We start from the raw sequence: 20,328 nt of genomic DNA on the forward strand, positions 1-20,328 counted from the left end.
TTAATGTATGTTCCATTTATCTAATTCGCTTTGAAGCCAAGCGTGGTTAAACGTTTTAATGACATCTCCACGGCCAACGATGTTTATTAGGTGTTTAAAATTCTGATTAAACTGAGATAACCATTGCCCCAAATTCATGGCTCCAGACATAGTTGCTGTGTCTATAACCATACCCCGGTTAAGGTTAAAAGCATCTTTCATGATTATGGTATCGCCATACATCTCAATTCTATCGATTTTGGCACCATGTTCTAACGACCAAGTTCCTCCATTTGCTGTTCGAAATATGCGAAGTCCTGCAAATCGGCCAGAAGAAGATGAATTAATACCGTCGTTGGTAGACGTTACGCCAAGACCAGCATATACGCCACCATTACTTTCGTCGTTAAAATGCAGAAATGCCGTATTGTATCCACGTTTGCGATACATAGCATTATTGCTTGAATTAAATTCAAAAGTTGCATTTTGGTTGAATGATATTTTGGCTTGGTTAAGGTCAATTCCCATTGCTCCATTTAGAGCAGTTACTATACCTCCGTTAATCTGCTCAGCTGTAATCTTAACCGATTGTAATTTAGTAATAAAAGCCTGTTTAGCTAATAGATTATTAATCAGCGCATCATCCGCTGTCAACTTATTAAACAAAGCTTGGTCAACCTTGAGCTTGTCTGCTGTAATGGCGTTGGTGTCTATTAGTCCTGCGACGTTTAGTTTACCTGTAGTAATAGCACCAGCATCTAACTTGATGATTTTAGCCACTTTAGCTACAAAGTCACCGTTAACTGCAACATTTCCATCTAAGACGATGTCTGTCCCTCGGACATTTACACCGCTAGGACTGAGATTGATTGCAGAAATGACTTGACCGATATTTGATGTTACAGAAGCCATAATGCTATCACCAGAGTTGCGGATAATCCCTGTGACATCATCACGAGTCACTTTTAGGTCAATCAATCCCTTGAGTTGCGTGTAATTAGATGATACTGTCCCGCCCAGATCACTGACCGTCGCTTGGATGCCGTTGGCTTTTTGCAACAGCGTGCTGTAATTGCCCTCTGCATTAGTCACTCGTGTGCCGATGCCATCTAATCGTTGGGTCAATTGACTGACAGCACCAGTGCGGTCTCTAATCTCTTGCGAGAGTGCATTATTGACTTGACTGACTGATGAGCTAATACCAGATACCTGATTAGATATTTCTTTTCGCAATACGTCTGCGCTCTCTACAATTTCGGCGCTAATCGTCTCATTGTGGTACTGTCGTATTATGCCGTTAGCGTTTGCCTTGATTTTAGACCACAAGCTCGAGTTAGCCTCATCAGTCATCTCAAGGTTAATCTCGCGCAAATCTTTAAAGATACCTGAGAGATTGCCCTCGTAAACTTCTGGGGGTACAAAATCGGTGGCCTCTGTGTTGAGCTCGACCTGTAAGCGATTGATGTCTAACTGGCCAAGACAGTCACTCTCAAACTCTAAGGCATCCATGTCTTGCTCTGGCGTAAACGTGTAGACATATCTACCATTGACCTGTTGGAGGTCGTCAATGTTGATAATCATAGATACCTCCTGTTATGTGTAATAGACTTTAAACAATCGATCTCCGTCGCCGTATTTTTGAGCAAAAATACCATCTAATCGCTCGTTTAATGCCAAAAATCCATATTTGAAGTAATAATCAGACGATGTCAACTCGTACACGTCACTATCTACGTCGATTCGGTACGGTATACCTTTCGTTTCCTCGAAAAACAATGGCATACCTTTAAAGTACCAAAAACTCAATGCCATGACTTTTTCGTTTGTGCTTTCGGCTTGTTTAGTCCCTCGATAAATCTTATCGTTGACTGGATTTGACAAAACGGTACGTTGTTCGTTACGTACTCGACCAGTCGGGTTGCCGTTGAGGTACTCAGCCTCCCACGTTATCTGAGCCTGTCCATCTTGCCCAGTCTCTGTATACGACTGCTCAGCTGTCAAGTCCCCACGAGTAATGGTCTCACTACTACGTTTGATAACCTCAGTCCGTGACATTGGTCGCCATTCGACAACGTTTTCAATCGGCTCTGGGACAGCTACGTCTGTCAGTAAGTAAATATCTGTTGTGACTATTTCGACGTTGTGATTTAAGTAATATCCGTGCTTGTTTAGAAATGCAAATAAAGGGACTGTTTTGGCAAACCAAAGTTGGTTATATCCGTCAGGAGCAGTAACTCTGACTTGCCTAACATCACTGATATCAAATGTCTCATCATTGATTCGGATTGCTTTTATTTTACCGACAACATCGTTCGACGCAGGGTCACCCAGCCATCTAACATAGATGTTGTATGCGTTAAACGTAAAATGCGTTGAGCGGATACCGTTCAGCTCGTCAGTCATTTGTTGCCAGATAATTACACCATCAGACACCACACGGACAATCTTGTCGTCGTCAAAATGTATGCTATGGTACATATCAAGCCTCCCTTTCAAACACTATCATGCCCGATGTGTCGCTAGGCACTTGACCATTATCAACGATAGAGACTGATAGGTATTTGCCGTTAACATAAATCTTGCCGATGTTGTTAATATGATTTTGCAAGCCCTCGACCTGATTAATTGTGTGCGTGTGATTAAATGGTGCGTAGTTCCCCTCAAGGTCTGATTGCGTTAATAACCCCTCTGGCAACTCTGGCATCGGGCCTACTGGACCCTGTGGACCAGTCAAACCTATTGGTCCCCTTTCACCTGATGGACCTGTTGGACCTATTTCACCTTTAGGGCCTGGCTCTCCCTTTGGACCTACGGGACCTGCATCGCCTTTGGGACCTCGTAAGGTCTCACGTTGCTCCTCGCTTAGGTCCGCAAAAGTCATCGTCCCATCGGCACCTTTAGGACCTACTGGACCCTCTGGTCCTATCGGACCTGTCGGACCTGTCTCGCCTCGGTCACCTTTAGGGCCTTTAAGGTCGGCCAGTTGCTCCTCTGTAAAATCGCTGTACGTAAATGCTCGACCAATCGGGCCCTGCGGTCCTGTTAATCCGATGGGCCCTGTCTCTCCTATTGGACCAGTTGGCCCCTGAGGACCAATCGGCCCTACTGGCCCCGTCAGGTATTTTAAGTCTAAATATCGACTGACACCATCGCCAAATTTAGCATAACCAGTGTCAGTCTCAAACCCAATCTCACCTGCAAGTAAAATCACGTCACTGGTTTCCCACTGTGATTTCGTCATGCGCTGAAACTGGACTTTAATCGGTATAGTTTCTGTCATCCACTACCTCCATCAAATATTATTTCAGGCTCTTCTGCCCATGTGCCGATAATCTCGGCCTCCAGATTACCATCTGCAATCTCTCTGTAGTCTAGTGCTAAATCCAGTGTCGTTGTCTCTGATGGATTAACAGACAGTGTTTTGGATTTATACCACGGACCAGTCAGGTTTACCGTGTACGGATAAGGATAGAGCTCAACACTAGACGGGCTTGATGTCATCTCATGAGTGACCGTCGGAAATTTACCGTTAGGGTCTGTAAACGTCGCTTGGATTAGCTTAGCGTGTGACTGCGTTAAGCTGACGGCTACCTTAGCCATCATCTGACATAACGCCTCAAAGCTAATTGTGTATGTTTTTCCTCTTTTAAATCCACCATCATTTGCTCGGACAGTAGCCCGACCATCAAATGGTATTTTGCGCGATGTCCCGTCCATGACCAAATTTTTGTTATAGCGAGTAACCCCATCATTACCAATCATCTCAGCATTGACACGACTGGTCTCAGAGACTGCCATAATCTGTGATTTGACGTCCGCAAAGGTCTTGTCAATCTCAGCCTTGACGTCTTCAAACGCCTTCGTGACATCAATGCTCTTGATTAGCTCGTTAATCCTGTCCTCGTCAAAATTAAAATTGGCCAGCTCGTCCCTAAACGCATCCAGCTTAGCTTGATTGCGTTTTTCTAACTCGGCTTGTTCATCTGTCAGCTGACGAGTGACTTCCTCAATTTTCGATTCGACATCGTTTCGGACGTTTTCTGCGTATTCTTCGGATTTCACCTTAGCTAACTCAATGCCATCATTAATTTCTTCGACACGTTTGTCAAACTCGGCATCAAAGGCTTGGTTAGCGTTTCTGATAGCTCGCTCGATAGCAACTTCTTGAGCACTAGCTCCAGCTCCAAGGATAGCGTCAGCAGCATTAGACAGCCCACTGGATACCCCAGAGCCTCCAACCCCTGGCTTATCATCGAAAGTGATGGAGATATACTCCCCTTTTCCATCATTGGCCAAGCAGTTAAACTCATAAGCCACTGCCTTCTTATAGACATCAACATTGTGCTTTCTGCTCTTTAGGTTGACTGTATCCCCAAGATGGACAATCTGACCGTCAAGCTCATAGGCTTCAATCTCGATAGCATCGGATGCTTTGTCAATGCCCTCATTGGTAAACTTAGCCTCAGCCCACTTTCTAAGGTCTTCAACGGTTTCAGCGTTGTTGTTCTCATACTCTTTCTCATTGATATATGGATAAGAGTTGATTAGTGGACTGTCAACAGTCACTCTGAGCGTCACTTCATCTTCAGCACCATCTGGCTTAAAAGTTGACCGTGCATGAATCCTAGTGACAACTCCGTGAGAGTTCTTGGTTCGCTGGTAGGACTTGAGGTTCTTGTGTGTCGTGATGACAACCCCACGATCAGCCCCACGGCTCCGCTTGATAGACAGTGCAAAGTTGTCACGGACAAGCTCACCCTCCCAAGTACCAACGATACTGTGCTTGCCGTCCATCAAAACTGAGTAGAGCGTTTCTGTCTCAGTCGTGTTAAAGGTTCGGCTGTCCATGATATCACTTGTGAAGGAGTAATCCCCTAAATCAGTCTTAGCATTTTGAACCATCTGAGACAGTGCTATAGCACAACCTTGATCAACTACACTTACAGGAGTGATAGACCGCTTCATGATGTCATCAGAAACATGATAAGCAGTGATATCCAAGCTATCATCATTCTCAATAGGTTTCTTGATTCTAAACAGCTGAGCACCCAGCACAGGCGTAGGCGCCTTAATCAACATATCCTCTTTGATAAGTTGATAGATACCTGAATCCGTGATAGGATAGCGAACAGTCAGGTAGAAATCACTGTTGGTTTCTTCTTTGACAATGGCAGAGCTGGCCTCATGAAGTGGAATTCCATTCCATTTGACCGTTCTTACATTTGCATCAAGTAAAAAGAGCAACTATGCCCACCCCCAAACTGTTTCAAATTTCAAGGACGTTATGCCAGCACCTAAAACAACACCAACATTCTGCCCCTTAGCAGTATCAACTGTGATAAAATCACCAGCCCATTTAATGAGCCTACCCCTAGCTGTTTTAAAGCTAGGATTGTCAGGATCATTGACCATCACAAGCGATTCTGAGAGCTTTTCAAGCTTGATGACCTGATCACCGATTGTAAACGATGTCTCAGAGGCGCTCTGACCAACCACTGTAATCTTTGGAAAAGCAAGAGCTGACCCTTGCACCCTCAAAACACCGTTACCAGTAAGTGTTTGGGTGTCTATAGTCTTGAAAAATTTGGTAGGGTGGCAGATGAAGGTAACATCAACCACCCAGGCACCAAATTCATCTTTTCCAATCTCAAAGCTATCAACCTTATAACACCAAAGCCTAATAGTTGGTTCCTGTTCGTTTTCCAACCAGAACTTTTCACGATTCAAAAGAGCAGAAAAGCGATAAATTTCTTCATCGCTTGGCTCAATTAAAGTGATATGATAAGGCTTCTCAATTAGTCCACGGTGTCGGTTCGATTGCACAACTGCACCACTAATACCGTCATGCTCTAGTAGAGCTGTCTTGGAGCTGGAGACAATGACATTGGGTCTAGTTTCAACCAATACATCACACTTAAACGATGATGTCTTCAAACCGTCAATGGTAAGTTCATTGATTTCTGTCACGCCATTCCTCCTCTCAAATTAGTTTTACGTTGTAATTCTTCAGCAATACGATTTCCAACCACGTTGGCCAGTCTGTTTAGGTCAGCTTCTTCCCTGACAGTGACACCAGAGAAGTTGATGTTGATATTGTTTGATGTGTTCATCGTGTTAGCAATACTTTGACCAATTGCCCCCAGAGTTGACTTATTCAAAGGCAAGATAGCTTCAGCACCAGCCTCACCGCCAACCATGGCACGGTTTCCATTCATACCAAATAGGGTTGGTTTGGTCATGATCCCGCCCTTGGCATACCAGTCAATGCCGATACTTGGTAAGCCACCTTTTAGCCAATCCAGAGGGTTAGCAGAACCACTCACACGGAAGTGAGGTAGTGGAATATGAGGCCATTTAATCTGGAAGTTAAACAGATTCTTGATGGCACTGACCCCGTTGGAGACCGCATTTTTCGCCCCATCTATTGCATTGGAAATCGTGGATTTTATGGAATTCCAAATATTGCTTGCTGTTGAAAGTATGCCATTAAAAATTCCTGAAATCGTGCTACTTAAATTATTAAACAAATTTGAACCAGTTGAGACCAGTCCAGACCACAAATTGGAAAGGGTGGAAGTGAAACTTGACCACAGAGACTGAGCACCTGAAATTAAACTTGAGAAAATATTGGACAAGGCACTAGTAAAGCTAGACCACAAAGACTGTCCAGTTGAGACTACTGAAGACCAAAGGCTAGAAAGCCAAGCAGTAAAACTTGACCACGCTGACTGTGCTGTTGAAGTGATGGAAGACCACAGTTCAGAAAGCCATGCAGTAAAACTTGACCACGCTAACTGTGCCGTAGAAGTGATAGAAGTCCACAGTTCAGAAAGCCAAGTAGTAAAATTCGACCACGCTGTGGTCGCAGTGGAGACAATATTCGTCCACAATTCAGACAACCAAGCAGCACAAACGTTCCACGTCGTCTGAAGCCACTCAGTAATAGCGCCCCAGTTCATAATGGCTTGAATAATGAGCGTTATAGCGGCGATAGCGCCAGCTATCGCCGCTATAACAATTCCAATAGGCGCCCCTATAGCACCTATAGCGATGATTAGCGGTGCAATAGCCCCAAGTAAAATCATTACAGCAGTTGTAACTAAACCAAAAATAATAATGGTCTGCTGTGTCCCCTCCCCTAAGTTAGAAAACCAATCCGCAACACTTTGAATAACCTTTGACAATTCCTGAAAAATTGGAGTCAGCTCTTTCAAAATGGGTGCACCAAGTGCGGCCATGGCATTATCTGTGCTAGCTTTTAGATTTCCCAGCGTATTTTCTAAGCCGTCCGATTCTCTAGCGGCCTGACCAAGAGCGCCAGCAGCAGCTTGACCATCCTCCACCATCTTAAGCAATGTCAATTGTTTTTGAGACTCGCTCAATTCATTGAACGACTTGCTATATAATGCGTTTGCAGCAGCGTTTCTAGTGGTTTCAGTTGCAGAAATACCAAGCGCAGCATCGTTCTCATAATTTCCTTTAAGGAATGACTGTAAGTTTTCCGTCACTTCTTCTATAGATTTATCATAGAATGCTGCACCGTCCGCAGCTGCCCTAGTAGCTCTTTCTGTCAACTCTAGAGCGCTAGCTGTATCCATACCAGTTGTTTTTGCAAATGCCGCCATCTGTGTGAATGAGCCTTGTAATCGTTCAGGAACAATATTCAATTCCTTACCGATTGATTCAAGTGCTGTTCTAGCTTGGTTTTCTAGTTCTCCGAATACTGTTGAAAATTGGGCATTACTTGCTTGCATTTTTGCAGCTGTCTGCATTGCCTCTTCACCAACATCATATAATGCTCTGCCAGCTTCACCAGCTTTTTCCGCAACATCCATCATCATATCCGCTTTAAGATAACTTGCAGCACCTTTGATGTCTTCGGTTGCATTTTTACTAGAGTCCCCTAGTTCGTCCATTGCTTTGTCGATCTTCATGACCTCAACTTCAGCCTGGCCGATTTCGTGTTGAAGTTGACGCCATTCATCTGTCCCAATGTTTTCATCACCAAGATCGGATTGTTTTTTCTTAAGAGCTTGAACCTTATCACCAGCCAGTTCGGATTGTTTGGCTAGCAGTTTCATTTTTTGCTCAACAAGTTCAACATTTCCAGAATCTAATTCCAATTTCTGATTCACGATGTCTAGCTCACTTGCCACATCGTCTAACTGCTTATTGAGATTGTAGATTGACTTAGAATCTCCTACATCGTTAAGCTGTTCTTTAGTTGATTGAATCGCCTTATCAACAGACTTCATCTGAGTCTCAACTTGTTCAATTTGAACTTGTAGTTTTACCCATTCGGAGGACCCAATTTCACTTTCGCCAAGCTCGTCTTGTTTTTTCTTTAGTTCAGCTATTTTCATAGCTCCCAGGCGAGCTTGCTCTTGAAAATTTTCAAGTTTACGATTTAGTAAATCAACGTTGCCAGGATCAAATTTCAGTTCCCTATTTAGGTTTCCGATATCTTTCCTTAAAACAGCCAATGCCCCATTGATACCTTTAACGGACTTGTCAAACTCAACTGTATTCGCACCGAATTTGACGAATAATCCTTCAAATGTCTCAGACATAGAGAAATACCTCCTTTCGTTTTAATCTGTCATGACACTGAGTAAGTCAGTATTCGACAAAGTTTTCTTCTCATCCTGATTGATACTCATCTGATGGAGTGCTCCCATTAAATAATTAAAATGCTGAGATTCTGCCCAAAAGACATCAACTCTGTTTTCAAAGACAACCTTATAAATTTTTTCAGAAGTTATGACTTCTGTTGAGGCTTTTTTCTATCTTGAGGAACTTTCAATCGGCTTCTGTTTAGTTCTAAAATCAATTCAGTGTAGAACTGAATACTAATAAGTTCACCTATCCACAGTGAGAAATCTGCGGTTTCCATTGTGATTTCATTCTGTTCGAATTTTCCATTGCTCACCTCTCCATACAAGCAAGGGATGGCATCCATCAAGAAAGTTAGAAAGTCAGAATTCATGAGCAGTGGAAGGAGTTGTAGTTGTTCTTCTTCAGTGAGTTCTTTTTTGTTACCAAAACCAGCTTGAGCAACTGCAATAGTATAGGATTGTATTGCTTTCTGATTATCATCAAAGAAGTTTCTTCCAGTTCGTTGTTCGTATAGTTTGATAGCACGAAGGGAATAAAGAAAACGCACAGTAATTGTGCGTTCAATTTCCTCCCCATAACTATCAAAGTCAACAAATGATAGTTCTTTTTTTATCATTGATTACCCCCCAGGTACAACTTCTGGAGTTTTTCCGAGTGCCTCATTGATGAAGTCAATTAGTTTAGTCGGTGATTTAGCAGCAAAAAGTTTGTCAAATTTTGCACGAACAGTACCTTGCGCATCGTCACGCCATACGATTTCAGATACAGGTTTATTTTCAGAGTCCAAAATAAAATTATTCGGAGAGGCAGTACAAGGGATTTCGATTTCTTTAGGTGTTACTGATGATTCATCAGTTGTTGCACTACCTTTGGGTGCAGAGGCTTTTACATTCGTCCAGATGTGGAACTCTTCAACTTCGGCACCAAATTCATCTGTAACAGTTTCAGCATACCCCCAGATGAAGTTAGCGTTGACACCAGTGTCAATTAAGGCTGGTGGTGTGGAGGTAGTTAGCTTCTTACCTAAGTGGTCGATCATGAACTGCTTAGGGATTTGATAAGTCGTGATAGACCCTTCCGTGGATTTTTTACCTTGCAAACGGACATGCTCCACGTTGTCAGCATAGTAGGCATTTGATTCCTGAGAAGTTTCAAAGGATGTGCTTCGCATCCCTGTGAATGGATAAGGTTTCTGCAAGTCCAAGACACCAGAATCAGTTTTGGCAATTTTGGCATAGAAACCATTCGCATTACCGTGAGTAACTTCCCTTGTATCGTATTGATAAGTCATGTAAGACTCCTTTCTTATTTGGGTGTGATTTTAATGGATTTCATATCATTAAGGAATTTCTCCTTATTTTTGAGATAGGCTGGTCTGATATGCTCTCTAGGAGCCACAAAGCCACCGTTTTTAGTGGCATGACCATTCTCTAATAAGTGGGATAGAGATTTTTCTTTGCCATTGTTATGAACAATAGCGGCGTCATCTATGATGTCGTGTGTCCAACCTTTTTCGTAAACACCGTTTCGTCTAGGGCTTCCAGTTCTAATGTCACTTTCTGTATTTTGAGCAGCCTTCTTAATGTTCTCTAAAACTTGATTCTTGATATCCACCTTTAGTGGGGTCATCTTCACGCTACCACTGCCCATTTGTAAACACCTCAAGTCTATAAGTTGTCAGTAGATAGTCAGTGTCAGGTTGTTTTAGATTCAACTGATTTGGCTCACACATAAAATGAGACAGTATCAAATCTTCAATACTGTCTAGTTTCTTCTTGTGGTAGTGACTAACTTGAACAGTCACTTTTCTCATGTGCACTCTATCATCAGCAGTAATGCTCCTGCCTGGTGTTAACCGATAATACAAGATGACATTGTCAGGAGAAGATTTCTCCTCACGTTCCATGTAGAAGACCTTAGCCTTCAAAGAGTTTGTTTCAAGGATAGATTGAATATCTTGTCTAGTGAAGAATTTCTTGGCCATTACTTCAGTTCTCCAAGTTCGATGATAGTGTAATGATCATCATCTGATTCTGTCCCAATATTAACTTTGTACTCTCTACCATTGTATTTAACATAGTCTAGAGTGTCAGTCACATAGTTGGAACGAACACTAAACCTAGCAGTCAGAACTTGACCGTCTGCCATAGCTTTATCAAGCCTTCGCTGATAGATTTTCTCTTTCTCAGCTTTGACTTTCTTTTCTACGGTCTTTTTCTCCCAGACACCTTTTTCAACCTCAACACGCTCATCATAGCAAAGAATGATAGCTACTCTTGAAGATTTCATGTCTTCACTTCATAGATTGCCTTGAGTTGATACAAAAGATTTGTCATCTCTCCGTCAATCCATTCCATAGTAGCAGCACTGCCTGTCATCAAAGATTTGTCAAAACGTTGAACACATCTCAGATGTAACCAGTCAAGCACTGTTTCCCTATCTTCTTCATTAATATCAGGCCATCCTGTTAAATCCGTATCTTTATCGATTACAGAAACAGGTATAGCGTTTCTTTGTAAATATGAAATCCCACTGTTGATATAACGTAGCAGTTGGACGTCAAAGATGTCTTCTTCAACGTCAACCTCTACCATTTCCTTTATTTTATTCAGGATTGTCATTGAGACACCCCTTTCCTGTTTTAACCAGCTTGGTTGGTAAATTTAACTGCTGATTTGTACTGACCTAGGCGACCACCCATCACGCTAGCAAGCTCGATGTGACGGCGGTTAACTGTTACGTCATAATCTTCAAATCGGTCAGCGGAAACATCATCGCCAATCATCTTGTAAGCTTGGTCAGCAAATGCAATAATTGGGTTAGTTGCACCATCCATCCAATCATAGATATAAACTTGGAAGCCAGCAATAATATTTCCGTTTGTAGCGATTGGAGCAAATGGCTGAGGATCAATGTAGCGGCCTTCTGCATCTTTAACCAATTTCAACTTACGCGCAATAGCTTTGGAAGTGACCAGGATCGGTGTCGTATTAGGTACCATCTTGTCAATTCCTTCAACAAGGGATTCAAGGACAGCGTTATTGAATGCACCTGTAACATTGATTTCTTGTGTTTCGAAGAGGTTTGTTTCAGTTTCTTCTGCAATAGATTTAATTTCAGTGATTTTATCATCAGCGTTAGATGTCTTGCCGTCACCGATAACAACAGCACGTTCAATAGTACGGATAAAACCTTGAGCAAGTTCTTTCATAACATAATTGAAGTAAGCGCCTGTTGTGTCTTTCTTCAAGTCAGCATATTCAAACGCATATTTGATATAGATCGTTGCAGAGTTGATGGTGAAGTCCAAGAATGTGAATTCTTCATCTTTCTTAACTTTACCAGCTTTTTGTCCTTTGGCTTGAGATGCCTGAGTTTGAAGAGCGACACGCACTGCATAACGAGGATCTTTTGAAACATGGTTCAAGATACCGTTGTAATTAGCGAAGGCATCCTGAATAGCGATGAGGACTGGCTCTGGAAGAATTTTAGTGAGGTTAGTCACCCCTTTTTCAACAAGGTTATCTTCCCAGGCTTTACGAGCACTATTAGCACTGCCTTCGTTGTCCATAAGAATCCGTACAAAATCAAGAGCAGCAGCTTTTGTTTTCAAATAATCCATTGGTGTATTACCTTTCTGTTTTTCTTTAATGACTTTAGCAGCTTTGCTGAGTTCTTCTTCAGTTTCTTCAATGTCAGAATCCAGCCCAGCAATTGTTTCTTTAATAGCTGTTGCTTGAGCAACCAAACTTTCTGCATCAGTTTTCAACTGTTCCAAGACATCGTCTTCAATGGTTGAAGATTTCATCTTGGCTTCAATAGTGGCTTTTTTAAGCTTTACCTCAGCCAGTTCATCAGTTGCTTTTTGACGAGCTTCCAAAAGCTCAACGAGTGATTTTTTCATCATGTCTCCTTTAAATTTTTGCAAGTTTACTCATGATTTCTTGCCTCATGTTCGCCTGGGCGATTCGCTTATCAACCGCTGACATATCAAATTCCTTAATATTGTCAACAGTTGCTTGAGGGTTAGCTGGCACGGTCACAACAGAAATTTCAAAGATTTCAACTTCCTTGAAAATCCATCCGCCGTAAGGCTGCTTAGCGTCAACAGGCTCATAATCTTTGATAAAGAACCCAATACTCAGGCTATCCAATGCCCCCATTTTCATGAGGTCATAAGTTTTCTTAGCCTCTGGATCACTAAGATTAAATGTTGAACGTGTTCGCAAGCCTTTTTCATCCACAGACAATTCATGCTTACCAATAACACAGTTACGGTTATGGTTGAGACACATCGGGACAACAGCCTTGGTTTTCAGTGACTTATCGAAGCATCCTTTAGCCATGATGTCGCCATCTCTATCAGCATTGCCGTAGGTAGAAGCGTAAGCCTCAAAATGAAAGTCAGCTGATTCATCCTCAACTGACTTTACGATAAAGGTTTTTAGTTTTTCCATTGCTTACCTCCTTTCGTAAAAGATATGCCAACCGCCCACCCTTTAGATTCCTACTCAGATTCTTCTGCACCGATACGCACAGCATTCAGGTTGGTTTCAAATACTTCACCGCCCTCATAGCCAGGTAAACCAAGATAGGTTTCACGGAACTCATTTGAGTTCATCAATCCAGCATATTTGGACTTGAAGCCACCTTCAACCAAATCCTTAAATGAAATCATGTCAGCCATATCAAAGAAGACCAGTAATTTATTGCCCTGAGTCCGTGCTGTCTTCGTGAAGTATTTTCTGTTTATTTCTTCAGAATAGACACGCTGATACAACTTCATGACGCTAGAATAGTAGGCTCTATATTGTTCCTCAGTGTAATCACAGGTAAATAATTTCTCATTGATACCATGAGCATTATAAAGCTGTGATTTCAAGAACTCTAATTCTTCCTTGGAAGCAGTAGAATAGTCTTTGCTAAGTTCCTGAAACTCTTCGCCTTGCTCAAGATAAGCAATGCCACCGTTCTTGGCCAAGTCAAGCATACTATCAACACGGTTCCTGGCTTGTTGCTTCAAAAGTTCATCAGCTGCCTTAGTTGGTAGCTTTAAGAAGCCTCTCAAGCTAGAATTGCCATCGCTAAGCTTTTCTGTCAAAGCATTCAAGTTAATGTCAATAAGCTCAGTAATCTGATTGAGTTGAGCCGTGACATTCAACTTAGGGTTTTCAAATACCCATACATCAGTAAGAGGAAGCTCAACAGCAACATCATCAAGCATAAGCTCCACGCTCTCGGCTGTCCAAGTCACTGTCTTCTTAGCAAGCCATATTTCAATCAGTCGGCCATTCTCCCAACGTGGTACAACAACCGCCACACCGTCACGCAACATAGCCCTTGTTACATTTGACCAAAAGACAACAGGCACTTCTAGTGGATTTGGTGAAACTGTTAGCACATCAGCCAAATCGCTATGCTCATACCAAACCATCGAATCGACACCGCCTGGGTTACGAGTAATCTTGACATGCTTAAACCTTAACTGAGCTGTGTCAGTTGAAATCTTATTGTAGATGTTATCCAAATAGATGGAGTTCCTACGCCAGTAGGAGATACTTCTTTGAAGATAGGTTCTTGTAGATTTCCGATTGTTTGGACGGAAAATCCTAGCAAAAACCTTCTTCAAATTATTCAAATAGTTGTTCATTATTCACCTCAATCAAAGTAGTAGCTCAAGTCTTCCTTGAAATTTTCATAACAAATAAAGGCATCTAGCTGACTAGCAAAGACGTCAATCTTTTCTTTTGCCTTTTCTTTATTTGGAAATACGTTGTTATTCGCATCTATCTTGACACGTACATTGGCATGGTTCCAAGTTGCCACAGGATCGTCAAAGATGATTTTACCCATCTTGGCCTTTTCCTTGTAAACCTTTAAAGGATTTGACAAGCTCTTGACCGTCTGTGGTATATCGTGGCAGATATCCCCATAATAGTCATTGAATAAGCGGATAAGCTCCTTAGCGTTCCAACGGTCATAACCAACTGCAACAGGAAGAATCCTATTCTCACTCATGAACTGTCTTAATTCTTCAAAGATATAAGCTTGGTCATTGTAGTCCAACTCATGAACATGAAGTTGACCACTAAGCTCCCACTCAGCGTATTTGTCCCTTAATTCTTTTGGAAGGCCTTCAATCGTATGACGTGGCATGAATTTCTTGTTCAAATACTGACGCTCTTCACCACGCACCACCATGAATGAGACAGAACATATATCATTGACATCTGACAAGTCCACACCTAGCACACAACGAGAACTCCGCTCATCATTTCCGACAAATAAGCTCTTATCAAACTTATCTGTCCAACCCCTACATTCTTCATTGCTGAAGTAAGCAAGATAGTTGTTAACAGGAAGATTGAAAGTCTTAGCCATAAGCTCAGCTTGTTGGGCTGGATCATTCTTGCTCATTTCAATATCACGAGCAATGGTTTCTTTCTCCGTCGTGATACCAAGTAAAGGCATAGCTTTCTGCCACATATCAGGGTCATGAATCTCTGACACATCGTCCAACTGATAAATCCAAGGCATGACAGAATCATTGATAATCTTGTCATCAAGAATATCTACCCAGATGTTGTAATACTTATCAAAGAGCTTGTCACGCTTCGTTCCATTTGTGGAAATGTACCAGGTTATCCAATTCTTACGCTTACGACTAGAACCATCATTCACAACCTTGATGAAGTCATCATCATAAGTATGAACCTCATCAAAGATATTGTAGTGAGCATTAGTACCGTCAAGGCTTTCATAGTCAGAAGTCTTGATTGACATAAGACTGTTAGTCGTTTCATACAAGATGCCTTGCTTGGTTGACCGTAGGATGTCAGCCTCACGCATATAGTGCAACAAGCTTTCTTCATTCGACAACATCGCCCTTGAGGCATTGAACAAATAGCCAGCCTGTTCACGACTGTAAGCAAGAAGCTGAATATCAGCACCCCACTCACCGTCAATGATTTGACCAACCTCACCAATAGCAGAACCAAGAGTAGTCTTACCTGTACCACGAGGCACAATAATAGGCACCTCATGAATGAGACGCCTTTCTTCGTAGTCAGTATATTCTTCCAAGGTATCAGGATTGGTCTTAGTAACCTCAACCGTGTGATAAAAGCCCCACGTTGTTTCTAACCAAACCTTTTGAGGTAATGCTAAGCGTAACTTACCAGCAAGGCCTTTAGTATTGCTGCACTCTTCCTCAATGAACTCAATCCGTTTGTCAGCTTCCTCCTGTTTGAAAATGTATTGCTCTTTATATCTCTCAACACGTCTGATTGATTTCATTGTGAGCTTACAAACACGAATTTTACCAGTATGGATGAGTTGAGCGTACTTATCAAAATATCTCATTTCAACCATAACGTGCCAACTTCTCCTGAATCATTTCTTTGAGACTGTCACCCTGTGGACTTTGCTTTTCGATTGTTGACATAATCTGCATGTTAAGCTTTTGATACTTTTCCATTCCATCAAGTAGATACTTATCAGGTAGCTCACCGTCATTAATAACTTTATTAATTTCAAGCTGGAAGTTTTCAATCAGTTTTTGGTTATGATTGTATTGGTTTTTGAGGTTTTTCAAACCAACTGGATCATTATCAGTAATTTCAAGTGTTTTTTCTTTTGGAATCAACTTGAAGGACTTGCGAGATAGCTCAACACGTTCCTGTCTGGTGTACTTTTGCCGTTGATTTGCAAGCTTTTCCAACTCTTTGAACTGACTTTTGGTGATATTTGACCTAGTTTCTTCAAATATGCCCAGCTTTTTTCGATACCTGGTAAGGGTAGCACGACTTATTCCTAGCTTTTCTAAAACTTCATTGATTTTCAAAATCATGCTCCTTTCTTGTATCAATTTTCGTCATTTTTGGGGGAGAGGTACACAAGAGGATTGACACCGTTATTATTTTGGCGCTGTCAAAATTCAAAATGGGGGGAGTCCACAAAAATTCAAAAATAAAAAAATCAAAAATAAATTTATATTTCTATTGTCTAAATTCAAATTGATCTTACTCTGAAAAGTTTTTGTGTTGTGACATTCAAGACAGAGCAACTGTAAATTATCTTCGTTAAGAGTAATAGACTCATCTTGATAATTAGTTTCGTCAATCTCTATGATGTGGTCAACAATACTCTTACCATGAATCAAACGGCCACACATATCACAACGCATACGTCTGTCACGCCTAATCTTATTTCTAAGTGGATGCCAAACTTTCCTGTCATTGTAAAACTTAATCTGCCAGGCTCTGAACCAGTCAGAGTGTTTAGAATTTTTATAGAGCATAGACAGGAACTAACTTGATATCGCCAGTAATTTTATTTCTATATTTTTTGGCATGAAGATATAAGTTACTGCCATTGTATATCTTTACTTCATCTACTAACTCAAACGGGCTAGGTCTATATGGGTAATGATTAGGTCTCATGTTTGCCTCCATCAAAAAAGAGAACTAGCACAAAGCTGTTCTCTATTTTTTCTCATGATACAAATATATCAGGTTCGTTTTGTCAATTCTATATGTTTTTTTGACAAGGTTTATATCTATGGGGAAATTATGTAAAATAGCCATGCTGAACTATCTATATCTTATATTTTATCCAATTTTGTTTCACAATCAAAAACCAATACAGGCAAGGTTTCAAGCCCTATCCAAAATATAAACTAGAAACTTCCTCGTTATGGATAGTTGAAAAAATCAAAAAAATATTAGAGGCTAAAATTACTCATCTTAGTATCAAGCTCATCTTGCCTTACACAGATGTAGATTAGTGTGACTGCTGGGCTTGAATGATTGAATAATGACATCAAGTCAGCAACGTTCTTGTACTTTTTGTAGTAATGATAGCCAAATGTTTTTCGCATGGTGTGAGTACCGACATTGTCAATACCAAGGTCTTCAGCAGCTCTTTTAAGAAACCAGTAAACTGTCTTATAGCTGAGTGCCTTGTTCTTCCCAACACGACTCTGAAATAGATACTCATGAAGTTCCTTGTCTTTGACAAATTCCCTCAATTCGTTTTTGAGTGGCCTTGTCATCTTAATACTTTTATACTTACCAGTCTTTTGTTCCCTAACTTTGATATGCCAGCCCTGGACATCTTTGACCTTTAGCTTGAGGATATCACCAACACGGAATCCAGTGTTGATTCCCAAAAGAAATAGCATGTAATACTTTTCGTTCCAAGATGATAGATAGTCCTTCATAGCTTGGATGTCGTCCTTATCTCGTAGCGGTTCGACAATGTTCATCGCTTTTCTCCTTTCACAAAAAAATAAAGCACCAAGGATTTCTCGGTGCTTAGCGACACTATCAATCTATCAGATTGTTTCTGTCAATTCTACATGTTTTTTTGACAAGTTACATGAATAATATTTTTGCAAGTGTGTCAAGGATGACTTCACGCCTTCTGTAAATCTGTTTGCTATGCTTATACAGATAGCCAGTTTCTCCGTTCTCCATAATGTGCCAAACTTGAATCCAGTCATACCTGGTATGTTCTCCCCATCTCAGATGGAAGATTTTCTTATCATCTGGTTCAAGAACATCAAGCAGTCTTGAGATTGCTGATTGAAACTCTTCTAGTTTTAAAATCATTGGATCACTGGCATATGCGACGGCTAAGTTTTCAGAAGTATTGGTTGAAGTACCGCTACGACTAGCCCCTGAATCGTCTATTCCTGGCATAGTTAGATTTTTTACCGCATAAGCTCTTTCTAACTCGTGGCGACGCTGTCCAATTAGTTTATCAATTTTAAGATACTTGGCCTCAAGCTCAAACTCAAGGAAATCACGTCTTGTCTTACTCGCTGTTTTCTTTGTCAAATTGTTCTCCCCATCGTTTACAATGTTCAGATATATTATTAAAGGCTACTGATAAATTGGCGAATATATTACTAAAAGTAGTACCTACCGACTTAAAAGCTTGGCGAATCTGCTCAGGATCCAGTTTCAACTCTTCTAGTTCCTGTTGCCTCTTTAACTCAGCCTGCTTAGCTTTCTTCTTCTTGATTCTTTTGTTCATCTGGTTCTCTCCAAATCTTAGTAATAGACTCAATGATGCTGATGGCTGTTGCGCCAATGACAACAGCTAGGAAGCTTGTCAAAAGGGGATGCTGTGCCATAAATTCATATCCGTTCATAGTTGTCTCCTCTCTTATCTACTTTTTACCCACCTGATCACCTTTTTCTCACAATTACAATGCGGTTCATGTACAGTAGGTGGTTGGGGATTATTGATTTCTACTGAGTAAGTCTCCATTTGAATTGCCCATATCATCACTCCAGCCTACTAACCATGCTGGACTGACATTATAGGCTTTAGCTATTTTCTCAATTGGAGGGAGCGATGGCATCCCTCCTTTTTCATAGTGAGCCAATGAGGTCTGGGAAATCCCTGTCGCCCTGTAGACATCGACGATTGTAAGGTCTAGTTTCTTTCTGAGTTCTTTTAATCGAAATTTCATCTTGAAAACATCCTCCGATTGTATTTTTTAATCATAGCAGCACGGTTCATGCGTTCCCACTCATAGTCCATGATGAGTTCTTGCTGGCTCATACAGATGCTCTTGAGACGTTCAATCTGGACTTCTTGCTCTTCGATTTCCTTGTATGCTCTGTTGTAGAGCTCGTCTTCAAGGAAACGAATGCGCTCAGCCATGGTTTCCTGAATAATTACAGTAGTCTTTTTCTGCTGTCTTGTCATAGGGCCTCCTAAAATGGCAACCCGTCAGGGCTCATCTGTGGCGCATCATCCCGAGCGAAGTTAGGCGGTGCCATTTGGTCCAAGGAATTTGTGTTTTGTTCTCGACCGCCACGACTCTCAAGAGTTTGGAAGCTCTCTGCCACAACCTCAGTGACATAGACCCGCTGACCTTGTTGGTTCTCATAATTGCGAGTCTGGATGCGTCCTTCAATGCCGATCAGTGCACCTTTTTTGCACCAGTTGGCCAAGTTCTCAGCTGACTTATTCCACATGACGCAGTTGATAAAGTCTGCTTCACGTTCACCAGCTTGATTCTTGAAATTACGATTGACTGCAAGTGTGAAAGTGGCGACTGCTTGATTAGATGGTGTATATCTTAATTCTGGGGCCTTTGTAAGACGTCCCACTAAAACGACATTATTAATCATTGTTGCCTCACTCCCATCTGAAAACTATCCCTAACTATATCCTTAATAGCTAAATCTCGCCTACTAATTAATGTTTTGTCACGTCTAACTATTGGACTTGCAACATCATTGACCAATGATGGACTGATTGTTATCTTCTCACAAATGAATGGTTGCGAAATATCAAGAGTAACCGTTCCACCATTTGCAATGTGCTCTAACTGGTCATCAGATAACCTGATTTCCAGTGTTGTTTTTCCAATGGGCTTTATACCAGTAAAAGTCATTCAACCACCTCCAGTAGTTCATCTGTGCTTTCAAGTAAGCTTAGCAATCTCACTACATCATCAGGTTGATGACCATCCCATTCAGGAGCACTGGGCAACACCTTTATTTCAGAGAAATAGTGCCATTCATCTAGATGGTAGTGGTATGAATATTGACCTTCCGGTGTATTTATTCCGACAATGAAATAATTTTCGTACATAGTACCGTCTGAATGTTTTAGTGACTTCCAAGCTTTGTCGGGGAATTCCCTGAGAATAACAGAAAACAAAATCATTCTGTGCTAAGTCTATACAATTCATCAAACGTATGATACCCATCA

27 protein-coding genes are annotated in these 20,328 nt (G+C 41.3%); all 27 read right to left on the reverse strand.

Translation table 11 applies throughout. The features are described 5' to 3' along the window. Complete coding sequence (locus tag J2S23_RS02555) at nucleotides 1-1,560, reverse strand: gp58-like family protein (RefSeq protein ID WP_307121206.1); 1,560 nt, start codon at nucleotides 1,558-1,560, stop codon at nucleotides 1-3. Between the two features lie 12 nt (nucleotides 1,561-1,572). Further along, nucleotides 1,573-2,457: a G5 domain-containing protein gene (locus J2S23_RS02560; protein ID WP_307121207.1), complete on the reverse strand. Its 885-nt coding sequence runs from the start codon at nucleotides 2,455-2,457 to the stop codon at nucleotides 1,573-1,575. A gap of 1 nt (nucleotide 2,458) precedes the next feature. Next, nucleotides 2,459-3,259 carry a hyaluronate lyase N-terminal domain-containing protein gene (locus J2S23_RS02565; protein ID WP_307121208.1) on the reverse strand — a complete coding sequence of 267 codons (801 nt, stop codon included), beginning with the start codon at nucleotides 3,257-3,259 and terminating at the stop codon, nucleotides 2,459-2,461. Beyond that, complete coding sequence (locus tag J2S23_RS02570) at nucleotides 3,256-5,223, reverse strand: phage tail spike protein (RefSeq protein WP_307121209.1); 1,968 nt, start codon at nucleotides 5,221-5,223, stop codon at nucleotides 3,256-3,258. The genes J2S23_RS02565 and J2S23_RS02570 overlap by 4 nt, the downstream gene beginning before the upstream one ends. Beyond that, nucleotides 5,224-5,946, reverse strand: a complete 723-nt coding sequence (locus tag J2S23_RS02575) for a phage tail protein (protein WP_307121210.1) — start codon at nucleotides 5,944-5,946, stop codon at nucleotides 5,224-5,226. Beyond that, nucleotides 5,943-8,549, reverse strand: a complete 2,607-nt coding sequence (locus J2S23_RS02580) for a phage tail protein (RefSeq protein WP_307121211.1) — start codon at nucleotides 8,547-8,549, stop codon at nucleotides 5,943-5,945. The genes J2S23_RS02575 and J2S23_RS02580 overlap by 4 nt, the downstream gene beginning before the upstream one ends. Before the next feature lie 188 nt (nucleotides 8,550-8,737). Next, entirely contained in the window at nucleotides 8,738-9,211 is a 474-nt protein-coding gene (locus J2S23_RS02585; RefSeq protein WP_307121212.1) for a hypothetical protein, read from the reverse strand. A gap of 3 nt (nucleotides 9,212-9,214) precedes the next feature. Continuing rightward, the gene (locus tag J2S23_RS02590) at nucleotides 9,215-9,886 is read right to left on the reverse strand and encodes a major tail protein (RefSeq protein WP_307121213.1); all 672 of its coding nucleotides are present in this window, start codon (nucleotides 9,884-9,886) and stop codon (nucleotides 9,215-9,217) included. Between the two features lie 14 nt (nucleotides 9,887-9,900). Further along, entirely contained in the window at nucleotides 9,901-10,245 is a 345-nt protein-coding gene (locus J2S23_RS02595) for an HK97 gp10 family phage protein (RefSeq protein WP_307121214.1), read from the reverse strand. Then, a complete protein-coding gene (locus tag J2S23_RS02600) occupies nucleotides 10,232-10,579 on the reverse strand; it encodes a hypothetical protein (RefSeq protein ID WP_307121215.1) in 348 nt (115 codons plus the stop codon). Before J2S23_RS02600 ends, J2S23_RS02595 begins: the two co-directional genes overlap by 14 nt. Then, the gene (locus J2S23_RS02605; RefSeq protein WP_307121216.1) at nucleotides 10,579-10,884 is read right to left on the reverse strand and encodes a phage head closure protein; all 306 of its coding nucleotides are present in this window, start codon (nucleotides 10,882-10,884) and stop codon (nucleotides 10,579-10,581) included. The genes J2S23_RS02600 and J2S23_RS02605 overlap by 1 nt, the downstream gene beginning before the upstream one ends. Then, nucleotides 10,881-11,216: a phage head-tail connector protein gene (locus J2S23_RS02610; protein ID WP_307121217.1), complete on the reverse strand. Its 336-nt coding sequence runs from the start codon at nucleotides 11,214-11,216 to the stop codon at nucleotides 10,881-10,883. Before J2S23_RS02610 ends, J2S23_RS02605 begins: the two co-directional genes overlap by 4 nt. A 20-nt stretch (nucleotides 11,217-11,236) precedes the next feature. After that, complete coding sequence (locus J2S23_RS02615; protein ID WP_307121218.1) at nucleotides 11,237-12,499, reverse strand: phage major capsid family protein; 1,263 nt, start codon at nucleotides 12,497-12,499, stop codon at nucleotides 11,237-11,239. A 10-nt stretch (nucleotides 12,500-12,509) separates the two neighbouring features. Further along, nucleotides 12,510-13,052, reverse strand: a complete 543-nt coding sequence (locus J2S23_RS02620; protein WP_307121219.1) for an HK97 family phage prohead protease — start codon at nucleotides 13,050-13,052, stop codon at nucleotides 12,510-12,512. 50 nt (nucleotides 13,053-13,102) lie between these two features. Continuing rightward, nucleotides 13,103-14,245, reverse strand: a complete 1,143-nt coding sequence (locus tag J2S23_RS02625) for a phage portal protein (RefSeq protein WP_307121220.1) — start codon at nucleotides 14,243-14,245, stop codon at nucleotides 13,103-13,105. An 8-nt stretch (nucleotides 14,246-14,253) separates the two neighbouring features. Next, the gene (locus J2S23_RS02630) at nucleotides 14,254-15,966 is read right to left on the reverse strand and encodes a terminase TerL endonuclease subunit (protein ID WP_307121221.1); all 1,713 of its coding nucleotides are present in this window, start codon (nucleotides 15,964-15,966) and stop codon (nucleotides 14,254-14,256) included. Further along, nucleotides 15,959-16,444: a hypothetical protein gene (locus tag J2S23_RS02635; RefSeq protein ID WP_307121222.1), complete on the reverse strand. Its 486-nt coding sequence runs from the start codon at nucleotides 16,442-16,444 to the stop codon at nucleotides 15,959-15,961. Before J2S23_RS02635 ends, J2S23_RS02630 begins: the two co-directional genes overlap by 8 nt. An 87-nt stretch (nucleotides 16,445-16,531) precedes the next feature. Then, nucleotides 16,532-16,894, reverse strand: a complete 363-nt coding sequence (locus J2S23_RS02640) for an HNH endonuclease (protein WP_307121223.1) — start codon at nucleotides 16,892-16,894, stop codon at nucleotides 16,532-16,534. Between the two features lie 423 nt (nucleotides 16,895-17,317). Then, complete coding sequence (locus J2S23_RS02645) at nucleotides 17,318-17,860, reverse strand: site-specific integrase (protein WP_001028147.1); 543 nt, start codon at nucleotides 17,858-17,860, stop codon at nucleotides 17,318-17,320. A 109-nt stretch (nucleotides 17,861-17,969) separates the two neighbouring features. Beyond that, nucleotides 17,970-18,434 (reverse strand): DUF722 domain-containing protein, encoded by a 465-nt coding sequence (locus J2S23_RS02650; protein ID WP_307121224.1) that lies wholly within the window; start codon nucleotides 18,432-18,434, stop codon nucleotides 17,970-17,972. Then, nucleotides 18,412-18,633: a hypothetical protein gene (locus tag J2S23_RS02655; RefSeq protein ID WP_307121225.1), complete on the reverse strand. Its 222-nt coding sequence runs from the start codon at nucleotides 18,631-18,633 to the stop codon at nucleotides 18,412-18,414. Before J2S23_RS02655 ends, J2S23_RS02650 begins: the two co-directional genes overlap by 23 nt. Beyond that, entirely contained in the window at nucleotides 18,602-18,751 is a 150-nt protein-coding gene (locus tag J2S23_RS02660; RefSeq protein WP_307121226.1) for a hypothetical protein, read from the reverse strand. Before J2S23_RS02660 ends, J2S23_RS02655 begins: the two co-directional genes overlap by 32 nt. Nucleotides 18,752-18,841: 90 nt before the next feature. Further along, nucleotides 18,842-19,075, reverse strand: a complete 234-nt coding sequence (locus J2S23_RS02665) for a helix-turn-helix domain-containing protein (RefSeq protein WP_307121227.1) — start codon at nucleotides 19,073-19,075, stop codon at nucleotides 18,842-18,844. Then, nucleotides 19,072-19,314, reverse strand: coding sequence for a hypothetical protein (locus tag J2S23_RS02670; protein ID WP_307121228.1), 243 nt, complete (start codon nucleotides 19,312-19,314; stop codon nucleotides 19,072-19,074). The genes J2S23_RS02665 and J2S23_RS02670 overlap by 4 nt, the downstream gene beginning before the upstream one ends. A gap of 8 nt (nucleotides 19,315-19,322) precedes the next feature. Next, entirely contained in the window at nucleotides 19,323-19,742 is a 420-nt protein-coding gene (ssb, locus tag J2S23_RS02675) for a single-stranded DNA-binding protein (protein WP_307121229.1), read from the reverse strand. Next, entirely contained in the window at nucleotides 19,739-20,008 is a 270-nt protein-coding gene (locus J2S23_RS02680; protein WP_307121230.1) for a hypothetical protein, read from the reverse strand. The genes ssb and J2S23_RS02680 overlap by 4 nt, the downstream gene beginning before the upstream one ends. Next, nucleotides 20,005-20,283, reverse strand: coding sequence for a WDGH domain-containing protein (locus tag J2S23_RS11355; protein WP_386703229.1), 279 nt, complete (start codon nucleotides 20,281-20,283; stop codon nucleotides 20,005-20,007). The genes J2S23_RS02680 and J2S23_RS11355 overlap by 4 nt, the downstream gene beginning before the upstream one ends. Nucleotides 20,284-20,328: the final 45 nt, after the last annotated feature.

The organism is Streptococcus moroccensis, from assembly GCF_030812835.1.
Taxonomy (GTDB): domain Bacteria; phylum Bacillota; class Bacilli; order Lactobacillales; family Streptococcaceae; genus Streptococcus; species Streptococcus moroccensis.

Excerpts from the sequence above, each read along its gene's own strand:
- J2S23_RS02555 (WP_307121206.1), bottom strand. The coding sequence starts at position 1,560 with ATGATTATCAACATTGACGACCTCCAACAGGTCAATGGTAGATATGTC.
- J2S23_RS02605 (WP_307121216.1), bottom strand. The coding sequence starts at position 10,884 with ATGAAATCTTCAAGAGTAGCTATCATTCTTTGCTATGATGAGCGTGTT.
- J2S23_RS02670 (WP_307121228.1), bottom strand. The coding sequence starts at position 19,314 with ATGACAAGACAGCAGAAAAAGACTACTGTAATTATTCAGGAAACCATG.
- ssb (WP_307121229.1), bottom strand. The coding sequence starts at position 19,742 with ATGATTAATAATGTCGTTTTAGTGGGACGTCTTACAAAGGCCCCAGAA.
- J2S23_RS02680 (WP_307121230.1), bottom strand. The coding sequence starts at position 20,008 with ATGACTTTTACTGGTATAAAGCCCATTGGAAAAACAACACTGGAAATC.
- J2S23_RS02565 (WP_307121208.1), bottom strand. The coding sequence starts at position 3,259 with ATGACAGAAACTATACCGATTAAAGTCCAGTTTCAGCGCATGACGAAA.
- J2S23_RS02625 (WP_307121220.1), bottom strand. The coding sequence starts at position 14,245 with ATGAACAACTATTTGAATAATTTGAAGAAGGTTTTTGCTAGGATTTTC.
- J2S23_RS02600 (WP_307121215.1), bottom strand. The coding sequence starts at position 10,579 with ATGGCCAAGAAATTCTTCACTAGACAAGATATTCAATCTATCCTTGAA.
- J2S23_RS02610 (WP_307121217.1), bottom strand. The coding sequence starts at position 11,216 with ATGACAATCCTGAATAAAATAAAGGAAATGGTAGAGGTTGACGTTGAA.
- J2S23_RS02590 (WP_307121213.1), bottom strand. The coding sequence starts at position 9,886 with ATGACTTATCAATACGATACAAGGGAAGTTACTCACGGTAATGCGAAT.
- J2S23_RS11355 (WP_386703229.1), bottom strand. The coding sequence starts at position 20,283 with ATGATTTTGTTTTCTGTTATTCTCAGGGAATTCCCCGACAAAGCTTGG.
- J2S23_RS02615 (WP_307121218.1), bottom strand. The coding sequence starts at position 12,499 with ATGAAAAAATCACTCGTTGAGCTTTTGGAAGCTCGTCAAAAAGCAACT.
- J2S23_RS02580 (WP_307121211.1), bottom strand. The coding sequence starts at position 8,549 with ATGTCTGAGACATTTGAAGGATTATTCGTCAAATTCGGTGCGAATACA.
- J2S23_RS02655 (WP_307121225.1), bottom strand. The coding sequence starts at position 18,633 with ATGAACAAAAGAATCAAGAAGAAGAAAGCTAAGCAGGCTGAGTTAAAG.
- J2S23_RS02635 (WP_307121222.1), bottom strand. The coding sequence starts at position 16,444 with ATGATTTTGAAAATCAATGAAGTTTTAGAAAAGCTAGGAATAAGTCGT.
- J2S23_RS02595 (WP_307121214.1), bottom strand. The coding sequence starts at position 10,245 with ATGGGCAGTGGTAGCGTGAAGATGACCCCACTAAAGGTGGATATCAAG.
- J2S23_RS02620 (WP_307121219.1), bottom strand. The coding sequence starts at position 13,052 with ATGGAAAAACTAAAAACCTTTATCGTAAAGTCAGTTGAGGATGAATCA.
- J2S23_RS02665 (WP_307121227.1), bottom strand. The coding sequence starts at position 19,075 with ATGAAATTTCGATTAAAAGAACTCAGAAAGAAACTAGACCTTACAATC.
- J2S23_RS02630 (WP_307121221.1), bottom strand. The coding sequence starts at position 15,966 with ATGGTTGAAATGAGATATTTTGATAAGTACGCTCAACTCATCCATACT.
- J2S23_RS02645 (WP_001028147.1), bottom strand. The coding sequence starts at position 17,860 with ATGAACATTGTCGAACCGCTACGAGATAAGGACGACATCCAAGCTATG.
- J2S23_RS02640 (WP_307121223.1), bottom strand. The coding sequence starts at position 16,894 with ATGCTCTATAAAAATTCTAAACACTCTGACTGGTTCAGAGCCTGGCAG.
- J2S23_RS02560 (WP_307121207.1), bottom strand. The coding sequence starts at position 2,457 with ATGTACCATAGCATACATTTTGACGACGACAAGATTGTCCGTGTGGTG.
- J2S23_RS02660 (WP_307121226.1), bottom strand. The coding sequence starts at position 18,751 with ATGAACGGATATGAATTTATGGCACAGCATCCCCTTTTGACAAGCTTC.
- J2S23_RS02585 (WP_307121212.1), bottom strand. The coding sequence starts at position 9,211 with ATGATAAAAAAAGAACTATCATTTGTTGACTTTGATAGTTATGGGGAG.